The 15193-nt window shown below is 46.4% G+C and carries 17 protein-coding genes and 1 tRNA gene; 14 read left to right on the top strand and 4 right to left on the bottom strand.

Translation table 11 applies throughout. From position 1 onward, the window contains the following. Positions 1-85 precede the first annotated feature (85 nt). A tRNA-Leu gene (locus EKM92_RS01935) sits at positions 86-170 on the top strand. 123 nt (positions 171-293) lie between these two features. Next, entirely contained in the window at positions 294-488 is a 195-nt protein-coding gene (locus EKM92_RS01930) for a CsbD family protein (protein WP_125707328.1), read from the top strand. Between the two features lie 26 nt (positions 489-514). Here EKM92_RS01930 and EKM92_RS01925 read toward each other — a convergent pair whose 3' ends face one another. Then, on the bottom strand, positions 515-748 hold the full coding sequence (locus EKM92_RS01925) for a hypothetical protein (protein ID WP_125707326.1): 234 nt from the start codon (positions 746-748) through the stop codon (positions 515-517). 137 nt (positions 749-885) lie between these two features. Here EKM92_RS01925 and EKM92_RS01920 point away from each other — a divergent pair, with 137 nt between their 5' ends. The 7 genes from EKM92_RS01920 to EKM92_RS01895 all read left to right on the top strand — a co-directional run bounded on the left by EKM92_RS01920 (position 886) and on the right by EKM92_RS01895 (position 9527). After that, positions 886-1761, top strand: a complete 876-nt coding sequence (locus EKM92_RS01920; RefSeq protein ID WP_125707324.1) for a DMT family transporter — start codon at positions 886-888, stop codon at positions 1759-1761. 374 nt (positions 1762-2135) lie between these two features. Next, the gene (locus EKM92_RS01915) at positions 2136-4841 is read left to right on the top strand and encodes a WxL domain-containing protein (RefSeq protein WP_125707322.1); all 2706 of its coding nucleotides are present in this window, start codon (positions 2136-2138) and stop codon (positions 4839-4841) included. Between the two features lie 16 nt (positions 4842-4857). Next, on the top strand, positions 4858-5877 hold the full coding sequence (locus EKM92_RS01910) for a WxLIP family cell surface protein (RefSeq protein ID WP_125707320.1): 1020 nt from the start codon (positions 4858-4860) through the stop codon (positions 5875-5877). Continuing rightward, positions 5874-6839 (top strand): WxL protein host-binding domain-containing protein, encoded by a 966-nt coding sequence (locus tag EKM92_RS01905; protein WP_125707318.1) that lies wholly within the window; start codon positions 5874-5876, stop codon positions 6837-6839. Before EKM92_RS01910 ends, EKM92_RS01905 begins: the two co-directional genes overlap by 4 nt. Then, positions 6820-6975, top strand: a complete 156-nt coding sequence (locus EKM92_RS13535; protein WP_164509861.1) for a hypothetical protein — start codon at positions 6820-6822, stop codon at positions 6973-6975. Before EKM92_RS01905 ends, EKM92_RS13535 begins: the two co-directional genes overlap by 20 nt. A gap of 90 nt (positions 6976-7065) precedes the next feature. Further along, positions 7066-7944 (top strand): WxL domain-containing protein, encoded by an 879-nt coding sequence (locus tag EKM92_RS01900; RefSeq protein ID WP_125707316.1) that lies wholly within the window; start codon positions 7066-7068, stop codon positions 7942-7944. A 125-nt stretch (positions 7945-8069) separates the two neighbouring features. Next, the gene (locus EKM92_RS01895) at positions 8070-9527 is read left to right on the top strand and encodes a helix-turn-helix domain-containing protein (protein ID WP_164509860.1); all 1458 of its coding nucleotides are present in this window, start codon (positions 8070-8072) and stop codon (positions 9525-9527) included. Between the two features lie 75 nt (positions 9528-9602). Here the strand turns inward: EKM92_RS01895 and EKM92_RS01890 are convergent, their stop codons facing one another. Then, the gene (locus EKM92_RS01890; protein WP_164509859.1) at positions 9603-10493 is read right to left on the bottom strand and encodes a helix-turn-helix transcriptional regulator; all 891 of its coding nucleotides are present in this window, start codon (positions 10491-10493) and stop codon (positions 9603-9605) included. Between the two features lie 81 nt (positions 10494-10574). Next, on the bottom strand, positions 10575-11489 hold the full coding sequence (locus EKM92_RS01885; protein WP_125707310.1) for a helix-turn-helix domain-containing protein: 915 nt from the start codon (positions 11487-11489) through the stop codon (positions 10575-10577). Positions 11490-11804: 315 nt separating this feature from the next. On the opposite strand from EKM92_RS01885, the gene EKM92_RS01880 reads away from it, so the two are divergent. The 4 genes from EKM92_RS01880 to EKM92_RS01865 all read left to right on the top strand — a co-directional run bounded on the left by EKM92_RS01880 (position 11805) and on the right by EKM92_RS01865 (position 13920). Next, complete coding sequence (locus tag EKM92_RS01880) at positions 11805-12236, top strand: hypothetical protein (RefSeq protein ID WP_125707308.1); 432 nt, start codon at positions 11805-11807, stop codon at positions 12234-12236. A 12-nt stretch (positions 12237-12248) separates the two neighbouring features. Continuing rightward, positions 12249-12599, top strand: a complete 351-nt coding sequence (locus EKM92_RS01875) for a hypothetical protein (protein ID WP_125707306.1) — start codon at positions 12249-12251, stop codon at positions 12597-12599. Between the two features lie 181 nt (positions 12600-12780). Next, on the top strand, positions 12781-13272 hold the full coding sequence (locus EKM92_RS01870) for an alcohol dehydrogenase (RefSeq protein WP_125707304.1): 492 nt from the start codon (positions 12781-12783) through the stop codon (positions 13270-13272). Between the two features lie 45 nt (positions 13273-13317). After that, complete coding sequence (locus EKM92_RS01865; protein ID WP_125707302.1) at positions 13318-13920, top strand: ECF transporter S component; 603 nt, start codon at positions 13318-13320, stop codon at positions 13918-13920. Positions 13921-13965: 45 nt separating this feature from the next. On the opposite strand, the gene EKM92_RS01860 is transcribed toward EKM92_RS01865, so the two are convergent. Further along, positions 13966-14598, bottom strand: a complete 633-nt coding sequence (locus EKM92_RS01860) for a hypothetical protein (RefSeq protein WP_125707300.1) — start codon at positions 14596-14598, stop codon at positions 13966-13968. A 170-nt stretch (positions 14599-14768) separates the two neighbouring features. Here EKM92_RS01860 and EKM92_RS01855 point away from each other — a divergent pair, with 170 nt between their 5' ends. Next, a complete protein-coding gene (locus EKM92_RS01855) occupies positions 14769-14969 on the top strand; it encodes a cold-shock protein (protein WP_054720182.1) in 201 nt (66 codons plus the stop codon). The last annotated feature ends 224 nt before the right edge of the window (positions 14970-15193 follow it).

Raw genomic sequence — 15193 nt, 5'->3', positions numbered from 1 at the left:
GCCAGATTTTGTGAAAATTGCTTGACGTAGACCCCCGTTTTCCCGTATACTATTTCTTGTGCTTGAGAGCGCAAACGCATGATATGCGGGCATGGCGGAATTGGTAGACGCGCAAGATTAAGGATCTTGTGGCCGTTTAGGCCGTGGAAGTTCGAGTCTTCTTGCCCGCATCAGTAACATCACGACCTTCGATCAGTTTTGATCGAAGGTATTTTTTTGCATTTTTTTACCACGCTTCAAATTGGCGTGACATGCGGTCAATATTGTATGCTGGAATTAAGGAGGTGACCACGATGGCGAACTTGAAAGCGACGAAAGACAAAGCGTTAGGCAAAGTCCAAGCAACCACCGGTAAGTTGCTGAAAGACGAGGAAATGGAAGCTAAAGGCAAAGCTAAGCAGCTCAAAGGCGAAGCTGAAGCAAAAGTCGATGAAGCCAAAGACAAAGTGCTTAAAAAGGCCAACGACTTGATCGACGAACACAAATAACAGCACTGGCGACAGACCTTGAGCCTTCAAGGTCTGTTTTTAGGTTCATTCAGGCGGTGCAAGGTATTGACGTAAGTAAATAAAGTCGCGAGTAAATAACCGATCAACCCGATATTGATGATCGCCAAGCCGATCACCACTTTTTCCGCAAACAAGGCGTTCAACCATTGGGCGCGCGCGGCGGCCATCACGGCAAACATCAAAGTGTTCGATAATAAATTAGCGCCAATAATGGCGAGAAAATGCAACCGTTTCGGCATGATATCCCTCCGTATCTTGTCAGTGCGTTTCAACAGGTGGAGTATATCACGACATCTGCTAATGGTAAAATTCTAAGCTTGTGTTCACTTGCACAACAGGTAAAATAGAACCATTCATTCTTTTGGGGGAAGCGGAATTGACAGAGAAACGTACCACCGGCCACATTGCCGCGTTGATCACGATTTTAATTTGGGGCACAACGTTTATTGCGACCAAAGTGTTGTTGCGAAGCTTTAATCCGGTGACGATTTTGCTGACGCGATTTGTGATCGGGTATTTGACGTTGTTGCTGTGGCAGCCTGGTATTTTGCATTTGGCGCAGCGTAAGCAAGAGTGGTTGTTCGTCGGCGCGGGATTTTCAGGGATCACGATCTACTACTTATTAGAGAATCTCGCGTTAACGCAAACCACCGCCAGTAACGTCGGGATCATTGTAACGGTGTCGCCATTTCTCACAGCGTTGCTGTCGATGTGGTTTTTAAAAGCAAAGCGCGCCAATATGTGGTTTTACGTCGGCTTTATTGTTGCCATCAGCGGCGTGATCTTAATTTCTGATCCGGCGACTGCGGCAGGGCAAGGAAGTTTGGTAGGGGATGGGTTAGCGCTGCTGGCAAGTTTCACTTGGGCGATCTACTCAGTGCTCACTACCAAAATCGGAGAGTTGAACTTGAATCTGATCCAGTCGACGCGGCATGTGTTTTTCTATGGGTTGCTGTTTATGTTGCCGATCGCATATTTGCTGGGCTTTGACTTGAACCTCAACGCGTTGCAACAACCGCAAAACTGGGGCAATTTCTTGTTTTTAGGGATCGGTGCCTGTGCGTTGTGCTTTGTGACTTGGAATCTTGCGGTGAAGCGATTAGGCACTGTCGCCAGCAGCGTTTATATCTACTTGGTCCCTGTGATCACGTTGATTTTTTCAGTGATCTTATTGCATGAACCGCTGACGGTGCCGTTGATGATCGGTGCGGCATTGACGTTAGTGGGACTGTGGCTATCGGGACGAAACTAGATCGAAAGTTTTTGCGTCACCTTGAAAGTTATCAAGGTGGCGCTTTTTAATTTGGTCAGAAGTGTCCAAGTCAGTTGTGACCAGAAATCGTTTTTCCCATTCAAAACCCGTTACACTAATCACGAAAACAAATGAAAAGACTATGTGAATAAATAGTTTTGTGTAAATATTTACGCAGATAATTATATACTCGCGGCGAATATCGATGATCTGGTTGTTGGTAAATCGCGGCCTTGCTATATTGAAGGCGTAAACAAGCCCGGCGATAGTCGGGTAACAGTTTTGTACATTCGGGGGAACGTACGTACGGGGGTGGGCGTCTTGATGGCGGCTATCCGAATCAAGGCGACCTTTTGGAAACGGGGGGCGCTGGTATGCAATACATAAATAAACAAATTCGTTCAAAATCCTGGCGATTATTGTTCAGCGCCGGGATCATCTTAATTGGCTGCGTGATGATGTTGATTTATTTCACTCACAATGTGGTCGGTTTAACTCAAAATGCTAACTTAACCATCACCAGTGTTGATGATCAAGCTACTTTTAGTCCGCAAAAATCAAAAACGTTAACTTTAACTAATGCGGTTGATCCTACCCAGCCAGTGACCTTAAAACTACCACAAGGCGTATCAGTTGATTGGACAGTAACCAAAGCGTTATGGGGCGTAGATCATCAAGCGACTGCCACAGGAGAATCATTGATTGCAGATGATCAAACGTTAACAGCTAAAACTGAACAGGGCCAAACCACATTGACTTTTACTTGGCCTAAAGCAACTGCAATGACGTCAACGGCAAAAATGACTTTTGCACTTTCAATGGCAACTGATGTGAAAACAGTGGCGTTAGCCCCAACAATCGGGACTGCAACCATCGGCACCACGTTGAATTTAGTGCTGAAAGATGACCAAGCGTCAATTCCTTCATCTGCTAGCGCTGCATCCGGTTCTAGCAGTGCTTCAAGCATCGCTTCACCGCCAACGAAAAGTGCCAAAGCATTATTAGCTCCTGCACCAACTGCAGATCCTAATGGCGTGTTAACTGTTGCCAGTGGCAATAGCAGTTATATTTTTGCAGACGATGCGCAAATTCCAGTGCTTGTGACCAATACCAAAACTCCAGGCGCCGCAGTGACGATCGGCTTAGGTGGGACGACATTGGATTGGGGTGCAACTTATCGGGCATGGAAAGCTTGGGATGATTCCACCACTAGCAACGACAGCTTTACCGAGTTGACCACAGCTAGCGGCGCAAGTTTAAAAGTCTCAACTCAAAACAACCAGCAAGTGCTCACTATGTATCTCCCCACTGCTGGCGCTCATGCCAACACGGCACCATTTACGGTGAAGCCCACTGCTGGTTTAGCGAACTTTACGCTAACGCCACAGTTTGCAGACGGCACCAAAGGCCAATCACAAAAATGGACCCATATGACCATGGCGGATCCAGATTCAGAAGAATCAATGCTGTACGCCTGGTTAGAAAAAAAAGTGGGCAATAAATATCCTGAAACCACTAACTTTGCCGTTGGCGACACTGGTGTGGTTGAGACCCGATTCGAAAATTTGGATGACCGTTCTGGGATCGTTCAACTGGCAGCCGCAACGACACTAGATTTTTCAGCTACGACGATTGAAAAAAACGCTGATACGACCATTACTAAAACTAGCACCACCACAGGTAATCGGGTCACATATACCTATACGATCGTTGAAACGTCAACCACTGGCATTAGCCACACATCACATGTCACCGTCATTTATGATCAAACTGCCAATCGGATCTATATTAGCTCTCCAGATAATGCGTCACCAGTGTTTAAGTTCTTCTTCACCGTCAATTCCGGCGGCGGCAACTCTGGCTATATGATTTCAGCTTACATGAGCGATGGTAGCGATGGTCAAGCTTGGACGATGAATGTGACTGGGGATGTCACCCCTGCTGAAGAGCGGGTTCAAATTCATAAAGTGGATGCGTCAAATCCAGAAACCAATTTAAGCGGTGCGACTTTCACTTTAAAAGATACAAACGATACGACAGATTCACAACAATCAACAGCGACCAATGACAATGGTCTCACCACCATTGTGCCGAAGAATTCTGGCGTGAGAACGTTGCAATTGACAGAAACCACAGCACCACCTGGCTACAATGTGTCGAAAACAGTGTATGAGGTGCAATGGTCCAAATTGACTGGGATCACCAAAGTACGTCAAGGCGAGGACCCATGGGACACGACCACCAAAGACGGCATGGTGTCAGTCAAAGATAATCAAATTCTGTTTAAAGATAGCAAGACTGGCCAAATCACGGTACAAGCCTATGATCGATCGACTGATACGATGCTATCAACGCAAACCTACATCGGTGATAATGGCCAAAGTTTATCAACCGCACATCCAGGTGCTAATGTTCCAGCCACCCATGAAGGGTTAACGATTTGGGGTAGCACCATGGGGGATGTCACCGGGGAAATCGATCCTTATGATCCTGACAATTTGCCTGATCCCGTCTTTAGCAGCAATGCCCAAACCTTAACTTATGTGTATGACTTGGCAATGTTTGAATTAGATCCTGATGATTCATTGGAATTTGGGCAATTTAGCCCTGATCCTAGTGAAACCAATTACACTATCGGCACCCATGCACGCTTTACAGGTCAACAGTTGCCTTTTGGGGTGACCGTGATCGACCGGATAGGGGTCAGTGGTTGGCAGTTAAGTGTTCAACAAAATGACCAGTTCAAAGGGGATGTCAATCAGTTACCCCTAACTGATGCGAGTCTTTGGTTCAAGAATTTGCAGATTCAAGATGAAAGTCAAGCTGGCATTGGGAATACCCAATTTAATACGATCGACAATTTCACGTTAACTCCTGGTGCAACGCCTAAAACCTTAGTGAAAGCGACCACCACTGCTACGCAACTGAGTCAAAGTGTCCCCAGCCAAACTTGGCGGATCAATTTTGGGGATGCGACTACTGGTGGCAATAGTGTGGGGTTGAATGTGCCCACTAGCACCGCGCGTTCGCGGCAACATTATTCGACAACGTTGACTTGGACAGCCGATCAACTGCCATAACCAAAGGAGGAAGCCATTGAAAAAAGGATTATTTGTCGCATTAAGCTTGGCTTTTGCCATTGGCTTTTACACCATGCGACCAGTGCAAGCCGCTGAAAATAACGATTTTGAAGTCCAGCCAGTGCTACCGGACAATCAAACGGATCAAACAGAAAATTTTTATGATTTGAAAGTCGCAAGCGGCACTGAACAAACTTTACAATTACGGATTCAAAATTTCACCAACAAAACGATCACCGTTCAAAGCGCCATTCGTAACGCTTATACCCAAGTTGGTGGTGGCATCAACTTTGACGCGCACTACACCGATAAAACCTTGCAGCATCCACTGACCACTTTACTCACCCAGCCAAAAACGCAGGCAACCATTAAGTTGTCGCCACATGAGGCTACCACTTTGAATACAACGCTGAAAATTCCTCAAACTGGGATCAAAGGCATGGTGTACGGCGATTGGCATTTTATTGAAAAACCCAATCCTGATGCCAAAGATCACACTGCGGTGAAATCTCATTATGCCTACTCGGTAGGAATTTTGTTACAAGGTAAAGGCTATGCGAGTGCTTCAGCAAACTTGATTTATCAGCATACGCGACCGTTTTTATACAATAAACATCCGGCTATGGCGATTGCTGTGAAGAATGATCAACCCATGGCGATGCGTCAAGTCGCCATTACTGGGGAGATCGCACAAGAAGGGAAAGGCAACACCAAGCGTAGCTTCCGCAACAGCAATGTCACGATTGCACCGAACTCCACGTTGAAGGTCCCAATTTCTTGGAATTATGACAGTATGCAACCTGGCACTTATAAAATTAAGCTTCATGTCAAAGGCCAAAATTACGCCACTCGCTTCCCAATTGATAAAACATTTGTCAAAACTTTCACTGTAGCCAAGTCTACTGCGGATCATTTGAACAAGCACGCAGCTAAAAAGCCGAAAAACAATTGGATCCCAGTCACCATCGGGGTTGCTGGTTTGTGGCTGTTAGCCGTGGGAAGCCTGATTTGGTTACTAGCGGTACGGCCACGATGAAATGGCGTGGATGGCTAGTGATCGGGATGCTGTTGGGGGTATTGATTGGCGGTTCACAAACCGTTCAGGCAAGCACTTCAACGTTTATGATTCGCCCAGAGTTACCAAAAGATAATCGCGTCGGGGAACAAGCGGGCTATTTTGACTTAAAAGTCGATCAATCACGCCGCAAAGTCGCCTTGCGCGTTTATAACCCTGAGCAAACGCCACAAACGATTCGGATTCGCCTGTTGCAAGCAACGACACAAGTGAATGGCAAGCTGGACTATCAACCCGCCCCAGCTCACGTCACAAAACAATTTGACTATGTCACCACCAAGTTATTAGCGCCGAAAGCACAAGCGCAAATCACGCTAACTTTGCCCAACCGTACCACGATTGGTACGGGCACTAAACTCATGGCCATTGAATTGACCACCACCAATGCTAAAGCACACGTTACAGTAAATAACCGCGTGCGCTACCGCATCGGATTAGTGCTCCAAGGGCAAGCGCGGGCGGCAACTCCGCTTGCGTTAACCACAGTTGGCAAACGTGTCGATTTACAAAAACCGACCTTGCATTTCAACTTGGTGGCAAAAGATGGGCGTTTTCGCTCAGCAATGACGGTGCGCACCAACTTGCAACATGCGAATCAGCCTTGGCTGAGTTATCAATTGACGCAAACGCATTTGCGTTGGGCCCCTGATACGACCTTACCTTTGGCAGTGCACTTGGCTGGCAAGCAATTGCAACCTGGTATTTATCGTGTGGTGTTGCAAACACATGCCGGCAAAGAACACCATACCATCACGCGCTATCTCGTTATTTCGCACGATGGGCATGTGGCGTGGACTTCTGCTGAGCGTTTTGCCATTGCGCAACGCTGGTGGTGGGGTGCGATGGCAGCCATTGTGAGTTTGCTGGTGGTCATCTTGGTATTTAGACAAAGGAGGAAACGTCATGCGCAAATTGATCGCTAAGTTTGGTTTTCGTAAAGTCCTGATTGCCACAGTAAGCATGATCGTGGTGTTAACCATCGCGTTGGCAGGCAGTGGCACCATGGCTGTCAAGCGGCAACATCAACTCGATTCTTGGGTGACCTATACCTTGAATTGATCTCGTGAACGGTTTTACTTAATTTCTGTTTATGCCATATTCGCCTCGATATGGAATAAAAATATCTTACAACTATTGGAGGAAACACAAATGAAACTGACTAAAGTGACTGCATTATTATTAACTAGCGCCACTGTACTTGGCGGCTTATTGACTGTAGCACCTGCAACCACTCATGCTGCAACTCAAGAAAACAACGCCATTGCGAACAACGGTGTGGCTTTGCCACAAACTGATACCACCAAAGCAGGGATCTCTTTTGGCGAACCAAATCCTAATGGGAACTCTGGCTACTTGCGTTTGCAAAAAGTCCCTGCGATCTTAGATTTTGGTAACCACGAACGCTTTGATTCAAGCTTCCCACAATTTACTGCAGATGGGTTGAACCTTAGCAATGCGTCTAACAACCGTTATGCTAGCTACAAGTCCACTGAGACGAACATGACGGCTATCTTGAATACTAGTGACTCGGCGTTAACTGAAGTCAACGGCAAAGCCTGGGCTACTGTCGTTGATAAACAAGATACGCGGACTAACGCTGACACCCAAAATACGGCAACTCCAGGGGATTGGCAATTGTCCGTTAAAGCGGATGGTCCACTGGAAAAAGTTGATGACCAAGGCAATTCCTTAGGCAGTCCTACTGATGCCACATTGAACTTTAACAACACCGCTTATGGTGAAACTGGTGCAGTACAAGGGTTGACTAACGAAGCCCAAGACGCTGGCTACACCCCAACTGCTGCTTTGACCAAAGTATCTGACATTAAAAAGAGTGTCACTGTTGATGTGGCGACAACTAGCACGAGTCAACCAGTCGCTAATGCTCAAAATGGTGAAGGTGCTGGCGCTAACGTCTTTGGCTGGGCTAAAAAGGATATTACCTTGACTTTGCCAAGCAGTTTCGCAGCTGAAAACGCCATTTACCAAACCTCTTTGACTTGGACCTTATCTACTGGGATTAACTAAAGATGAGAAAACGTGTAAGCAATTGGCGATGTTTGAGGCAGCATCGACAATCTAAGTACCACAAGGCAACCGCTGGGGAGATGGTTGTCTTTTTTGTTTGAACCTTGGATATGGAGGAACCTGTCGTGAACCGTCAATTTGAAGATCTCTACTTAACCCCAAAAGAAGTTTTTCGTGTGGAGCTGCTATCGGCGTTAAAAGCCGCACAGCAACAATCAGGGGAAGGGCTGAATTTAAAAGCCTTAGCAGAAAGCCTGCAACTTAGCTACAGCACGGTGTATCATACCTATACGTTGTTGTTGAAAGACGTTGCCACCATGACTGGGGAGAACACCGTTTCAGTAGAGGCGTTATTGGCCACGCCTGAAGCTGAGTTGTCGTGGTATTTTGTTCAAGACAGTGTTGCCTACCAACTGCTAGGACATTTACTTGCAGATGATTTGAACAACTTTGACGATTTTTTGCGGTTAACCGCTTATTCACGAGTGACAGTGTTACGCCGTTTGCAACAACTACGCCGCTTAGCACGATCCTTGAGGGTGAGGATCGTTTATGAAACGATGGAAATGATCGGTTCAGAACTTGCCATCAGGATCTTCTTGACGGTGGCGTTTGGTGAGGCGACACAAGGGCTCGTTTGGCCATTTGCGACTATTTCACACCAACAAGCGGCTTTCATCGTGGCGCAAATGTATGAAAATACCAAGTTAGATTTTCACAACCCAGTGGTGAAAGAAAGCCATATTTATTTAGCTGCGGTGACCTTTATGCGGACAAATTGCGGCGATTGGCAAACGCAAATGCCAGAAACGATGTCAACGCCGGTCAGCAATTTCTTCAACTTCGATCATCGTTTAACCAAAATCGCTCAAATTTCAGAATCGCAAGCCATGTTTTTAATCAATGTGTTAACGGCGGTGTATACAGGAACTGATGATCCTCAAATCATGGTCATGTTAGTGAATCAAACGCATTTTGATCCGGCTATTCGTGGCTTTGTCAAAAGTGTGATTCAACAACTCCCACCAGAATTAGTCGGAGGCACTGCAGAGGCGAACCGGCTACATGGATTATTTGAAGTCAGTTTAACAGCCAGTGTGATCAGTGTACTTACATTTGGGTATGACGTCAGCACCACCCTTGCCGATCAGTTGAATCATCATTTAAAGGGCACTAAAGCAGATGAAACGTTGGCATCGATCATACGTCTTGCTTGTCAGTTCGCTGCCCGTGACGGGCAAACGCCAAAGTCGATCGATCGCAATTTTTCTGCGATTACCAATGCGTTATATACGCAGATACTACAGTTGCGTCAGTATCTGAGTCCGAAATCAGTAAAAGTTGGCTTGATTCTGGGCCCTGTGACAATGCAGTATGTGGATCTACTGACATTTTTAGCGCGGCAACCAGCAGTGCAAATTGTCGATGCTCATCATGAACCTTGCGATTTATTAATTGTGACCTCCGCATTGCCAGTTTTAGCCATCGATGCCACGTCTGCAGTGGTGATCCACTGGCAATCGACCCATGCTCAAACGTTGTTAACGCGTTTGTTTCAGTTGATTCAAGAGCTACAACATTAAAAATAGCGACAAAAAAGCTGAGTCAGTGCAATATTTTGCACCTAACTCAGCTTTTTAAAGCGTTCAGGAAACTATTTAATTCATTGCAGTTGATCGATAAGGGCGATAACAGGCTAAACGCTGCATTAAATGGTGATCAGTGGCTTGTAGTCGCGTGATGACCCATCGGGCTTTACCTTCAGGAAATAATAAGGTGATGGCATTTTCTAAAGCAGACAGCTGCCTTTGGGCGTGTTGCGGTTGATTGTTTAAGCGACGTTGGATCACCTTGCAAAAACGAGTTAAAATTTGACTTTCAGGCGTTTGAATCGCATTTAATGCTTGCAATACCATTTGACAAGTCAAGGTCAAGTCAGTGAGTTTTTGATTGGCGATGGCTTGTTGCAACCAGCACCACTGAAAAATCAGCGCATCGTTGATCAAAGCAGGGGATTGGATGGCCTCATCGAAGATGCCACTAGCAGCGAGTTGCGTTAACGTTGTCATCGGCAAAAGTGGCGCAACCTTAGTCAGTAAATGAAAACAAAGCTCTGAGCGGTGATTGCGTTGCAAGAAGTGCTGTGCAAAACGTTGAGCGGATTCGATCGCTTGTTGTTGATCACCAGTGTTTTGCGCAGCCAAGGCTTGACAAACCAGTGCCGCATCAGCAAGCCAAGGCAGACGGCGAGTTTTGGCTAACAGTTGAAATTGTTCTGCCAAAGCAAGGTAGTCGTTGGTCCGGTTAATTTTGGCAAATACTTTTTGTGGGGTTAATTCTGCGACAGCAGGTTCGAGATTTTGCGGGGTGAGGGCAAAATAGTTGACCAAGGCAAAGCATTGGGTCACTTTTAGATCCACAATCCCGGCTTCAATGCGCTGCAACGTCTTTTCAGAGAAATTCAGGCGCTTGGCTAACGCTTGTCGCGATAAATTTTGATCCAGTCGTAACTGTTTAAAATAAGCGCCAAGATGGGCTTGTGCAAGCATGCGAACACCTCCTAGTGGTTGATAACTAAAAGGTAGCATGGCTTGGTCACAAGTGACTAAAAGTGTCTCAAATCTGCGCCATTACTTTTTTGGTACTAGCCAGTCACGTAACAATTGGACTTGTTGATGAACTTCTTGATCATTAAAAGGGGTCACATCTGGTTGAATCACCGTAAATACGGCGTCAATGGTGTGATCTAAGGCAAGTTGATCATGATCTTTGGTGAAGCGGTCAAAGGCTTGATAGATTTGGCGCATCAACGTTGGAAAAATCAACCGTTCAGACATGGTAATGCCATTGAACAACGTTAACAGTTGGTGAAAAGTGTCAGCGTCTTGCTGAACAATCACTGGTTGAAAGCATTGTTGCACCAACTCTGGTTGCGAAGGCAAGAAGGTATCGCCTTGACCAAGCCAAGCATTATTTTTCACCATGAACAAATAGCGGGTGACTTGTTGTAACAAGGTCTGCATCGGTAAAATTTGTAAAACGTTGTACAATAACCCCACGTCTTTGGCATACCAGGTTTCAATGCCGTTGAGATAAGTAATGATTTCGGTTAACGCAGGATTAGGTTGGGTGATGTCTTCATGGTTTTCAAGATAGATCGCCAACGCCTCAGCCGTTAAGCCACTGAAATGTTCATTAGGATAATGGTAAGTGGCATACAAGTCGCGACAAATCGCAGCAGCTTGATGCAAAGGCTCAGGTTGTTTAGTGGTCCATCCAGTATTGAGCAGTTGATTAACTTGCATAGTTTTTTCGCCACCAACATCGCGGCCACGGTTTTGATCGTAAAGTCGAGTCCATTCATCAATCGAGATATTTAAACGTTTGGTCAGTTCGTATAAGTTGGCAGCAGTTGTGTCGATTTCACCTTTTTCAAATCTGGCATAATTGGCACGAGACATTAAGCCTGTGTACATGGCTTTGGCAGTATAGCCGCGTTTGGTCCGTAAGGTTTTTACCGAGGCGCCGATGGAATTTATGGACATATGCGTTCCCCCTTTTCCTGAGATTAGTTTATCACGGAATCACATTGAAACATGGTTGATTACATGATAGTAGGAAAAGAATATGGTATTAAAAGTAGCGATTTCGGCACGGTTGTAAATTACCGAATTGCTGATCGGCGGTAAGGCCAACACCTTCAATTGATGGTGATGTGCTCGTTTCGAAGCATAATTAGGATCAACAGTCAGTGCTAACATCGCAACCATCGCTTGTTAAACGTTTGGGTAGGGGTATAATTTGCATTAATGATAGCGCTGTCGTTATTAGCTGATAAGGATTTGACGGGAGCTGATTATGTGAAGTTTGCCTTGTTTTACACACCGAAGAATTTAGCAGCGGAGATCCGAGCTCATGGTCTGGTTCCTGAGCACAATTATGTGATCGCCAATTACCGCGTTCGTGATGGGTTGAAGGTCTACCAAAGCTATCGCTACAAAGAAATTAGTCCGGATACTGGTACCACAGAGAAACAACATATTCTCGTTTTTACTGCAAAGAGCCTTGACGTCATCGAATTGAGCCGCCAAGCACCAGTGCGACATATTCCCATTGAGACGATTACGAACTTTGGGGTGATCGAGGACGTTGAAGAAGAGTTTGTGATCGATTTTAAAGTAAATGGCCTAGCCAATAGTTTCGGCGTACGTCCTTTTCGCGGTCGCATGCAGTTTATCACGGATAATTTAAAGACGTTACAGGAAAATCATTTTCTCGGTTGGCAAGCTTGAGGAGGGTTTAATATGTCGCAACCACGTCCTGATAGCAGAAAACTAAAAATGAGTCGCTTAGCCGGTCTTGGCATTGAATATGGTGCCATCGATATTCCGATCATCGGCGGTGTGATCACTGCAGCGACGTTGATCGCGATGCCGATTTACGGGATCTATGCACACCGCGCGGCTAAGCGTGAACTCAAAGTCTTGTGGCAGCGGGCTGATGCCTTGGAACTTGATGGCGCAGACTTGAAGCGGTTGTCTGGATCTACCGATTATGGGTCGCTAGATTGGGCGATGAGTCGCAAAGGTGGCATCTATCCGTCGTTGGCGCTGATCCGCAAGGTCAACGATCAACTCGCTAAATTAATTGAATGATCCGTTAAGGTCGCCTTAGCTGGTGGCCTTTTCTTGTCTTCAGTCTTGTCAGCGGGTATAATGCAGTTGACTGATGTGAACGCTTTATAATAGAAGCAACGCGATTTGAGACGAGAATTTGACAATTGCCAGGAGATTCCGCAAAATAGATTTTGAAAAATTTAATTGGGAGGATGCAGACATGAAGCGCTTGAATTTAGTCGGACAAAAGTTTGGCCGCTTGACGGTGATCAGCTATGCAGGTGCCGCCAACAACGGCAATGCCCGTTGGAATTGCGTGTGTGATTGCGGCAACGACTGTGTGGTCGACGGCTACCGCTTGCGCAAAGGCATGACCACTAGCTGTGGGTGTTACCGTCGCGAATACATGAAAAAAGCGATCATGCAAAATCCCAAGACCCGCGCGCAAATGGGTCAACGTGGGCAATTCTCTCATACTGAAGGCGTTAATGTGTCGGCTGCGACAAAGCTCCGAGCGACCAATCGCTCTGGAGTCATCGGCGTGTCGTTTGATCGACAAACGTCGAAGTGGAATGCGCGGTTGTTTCTCAAAGGCAAGTTAGTGTTGAATAAACAATTTGTTGACTTTAAAGCTGCAGTCGCCGCTCGCAAAGCCGCCGAAGCCCAATACTTGGCGCCAATTTTACAACGTACCACCAAATCTAAAAACTAAAGCTTACGACTGCTGGCAGCCGTTTTATTTTCAGGAGGCTCACTTATGACGCGCAAAAGTTCTGCTTATACCATCGCCATCACTGGCATCCTCGCTGCAATGATCATTATGCAAGCCTATATTCCGATGGTCGGCTATATTCGCATCACTCCATTGTGGCCGGCGATCTCCACCATTCACCTGACTGTGATTCTTGCTGGCATTTTACTCGGCGTCCGCGGCGGTGCCGGCCTCGGAGCCTTTTGGGGATGTGTCAGCTTGATCAAAGCGTATACTGATGCTACTGATCCAGTGACGATTTTGCTGTTTCGCAATCCGCTGATCGCGATCCTCCCGCGGATCATGGTCGGCGTCGTCGCCGCGTTGATCTTCAACCACATCGCTAAAAAGCATCAAAAAGATGTCCTCGGCACCATCAAAATGAGTCTCGCCGGCGTTTGTGGTGCGTTGACCAACACCAGTTTAGTGATCGCGTTAACTTGGGTGTTCTTTGCCAATAACGCCAATGCCGTGGTCAAAGGCGCAGACGGCAGTAACCTCGGGTGGCTGTTGATCGGGGCGCTCGCAATCAATGCGATTGCTGAAGCACTGCTGGCAGGGATATTGGTCCCGATCCTAGGCCAAGCGTTGCTTAGATTCAAACGATAAAACATGAGCCTGACTGCAATTTTGCAGTCAGGCTCATGTTTTAAATTATTTCATTTTTAATGCAGCGGCATGCAAGCTTTGCGCATCGGCAGTCACAGATTGTAAATTCGCTTCGACGATGTCAGCTTGTTGCCCCAGTGAGCTATCATATTGATTCAATTGACTCAAGGCGTCTTCAATGCCGGCTTTGTCGCTAGGGTCAGCGGCGACGGTATCAAAGAAATCTTGTTCGGCATCTGTGAGTTCTTTGTAATAGGCATCAAAAGTTTTGTGATCGAGCTTGGACAGCTTCAACGTCGCGATGGTTTTCTTTAATTCAGACTTCGGCAAAGTGGCGTTAGCTTGCGAGTTGATCTTCACCAGTTGATTCGATGCGGATTCTAATTGGCTTTGGGCACGTTCCAGTTGTTTATACGCGGCTTCACGTTTTTGGATCAAGGTGTGGATCTTGCCGGCGTTTTGGAAATCTGCATTCGGGTGGTCGGCATATGCGGTTTCAAACGTTGAAGGAAACGCCCCGATTTGATTTTGGATCGTAGCGATCGCGGCGTTTTGTTTGGCGACTTGGGTGACAATGGTACTTGAGGTTTGTTTGAGCTGGGCTTTTTGATCGAAGCCGGTGGCACACGCACTTAAAAACACCATTAGGCCAAGCAATGGGAGCCAAAGTTTTTTCATGTCGCGCACCTCCAAAACGTTTCTTTTATCGTAGCGTAAATGCAAGAAAATTTCTAGTCATGTCGATTTTAGTTGTCCTAGTCTTGACATTTTGATACACTAACGGAGTACTTCCGTTCATTATGAACGAAGGGCAATTCATGCGCATTTGCGCTAGGAGGATTTTTAAAATGGAACAAGGTACAGTTAAATGGTTTAACGCAGAAAAAGGCTACGGCTTCATCACTCGCCAAGACGGCTCCGATGTTTTCGTACACTTCTCTGCTATCCAAGGCGACGGCTACAAGACTTTAGAAGAAGGCCAAGCAGTGTCCTTCGAAGTTGAACAAGGCGACCGCGGTGCCCAAGCCGTTAACGTTAACAAGCTGTAATTCAACTCAAATGCCTCGCCGAAATTTTCGGTGAGGCATTTTTTCTTTGCTATGGGAAGTGGGGCTGCGGTGATTTGGCACCACTACGTTGAACTGGACAAGTTGCCAGTGCGGCCGGCTCCAGAAATCGACCAAAACCGTCGATGTTCTTCCACCTAGAATTTGAACCAAAGAAAAGCACTTTGTTTCAAATTCTGCCGGTAAAATCTGCGCAAGCCGCCAAA

Source organism: Lacticaseibacillus porcinae, from assembly GCF_003946305.1.
Taxonomy (GTDB): Bacteria; Bacillota; Bacilli; order Lactobacillales; family Lactobacillaceae; genus Lacticaseibacillus; species Lacticaseibacillus porcinae.
This window is presented reverse-complemented; position numbering and strand designations above follow the sequence as displayed.

What these genes read in the sequence shown, in the direction of transcription:
- EKM92_RS01930 (WP_125707328.1), top strand. Translation starts at nt 294, where the DNA reads ATGGCGAACTTGAAAGCGACGAAAGACAAAGCGTTAGGCAAAGTCCAA.
- EKM92_RS01925 (WP_125707326.1), bottom strand. Translation starts at nt 748, where the DNA reads ATGCCGAAACGGTTGCATTTTCTCGCCATTATTGGCGCTAATTTATTA.
- EKM92_RS01915 (WP_125707322.1), top strand. Translation starts at nt 2,136, where the DNA reads ATGCAATACATAAATAAACAAATTCGTTCAAAATCCTGGCGATTATTG.
- EKM92_RS01905 (WP_125707318.1), top strand. Translation starts at nt 5,874, where the DNA reads ATGAAATGGCGTGGATGGCTAGTGATCGGGATGCTGTTGGGGGTATTG.
- EKM92_RS13535 (WP_164509861.1), top strand. Translation starts at nt 6,820, where the DNA reads ATGCGCAAATTGATCGCTAAGTTTGGTTTTCGTAAAGTCCTGATTGCC.
- EKM92_RS01900 (WP_125707316.1), top strand. Translation starts at nt 7,066, where the DNA reads ATGAAACTGACTAAAGTGACTGCATTATTATTAACTAGCGCCACTGTA.
- EKM92_RS01890 (WP_164509859.1), bottom strand. Translation starts at nt 10,493, where the DNA reads ATGCTTGCACAAGCCCATCTTGGCGCTTATTTTAAACAGTTACGACTG.
- EKM92_RS01885 (WP_125707310.1), bottom strand. Translation starts at nt 11,489, where the DNA reads ATGTCCATAAATTCCATCGGCGCCTCGGTAAAAACCTTACGGACCAAA.
- EKM92_RS01875 (WP_125707306.1), top strand. Translation starts at nt 12,249, where the DNA reads ATGTCGCAACCACGTCCTGATAGCAGAAAACTAAAAATGAGTCGCTTA.
- EKM92_RS01870 (WP_125707304.1), top strand. Translation starts at nt 12,781, where the DNA reads ATGAAGCGCTTGAATTTAGTCGGACAAAAGTTTGGCCGCTTGACGGTG.
- EKM92_RS01865 (WP_125707302.1), top strand. Translation starts at nt 13,318, where the DNA reads ATGACGCGCAAAAGTTCTGCTTATACCATCGCCATCACTGGCATCCTC.
- EKM92_RS01860 (WP_125707300.1), bottom strand. Translation starts at nt 14,598, where the DNA reads ATGAAAAAACTTTGGCTCCCATTGCTTGGCCTAATGGTGTTTTTAAGT.
- EKM92_RS01855 (WP_054720182.1), top strand. Translation starts at nt 14,769, where the DNA reads ATGGAACAAGGTACAGTTAAATGGTTTAACGCAGAAAAAGGCTACGGC.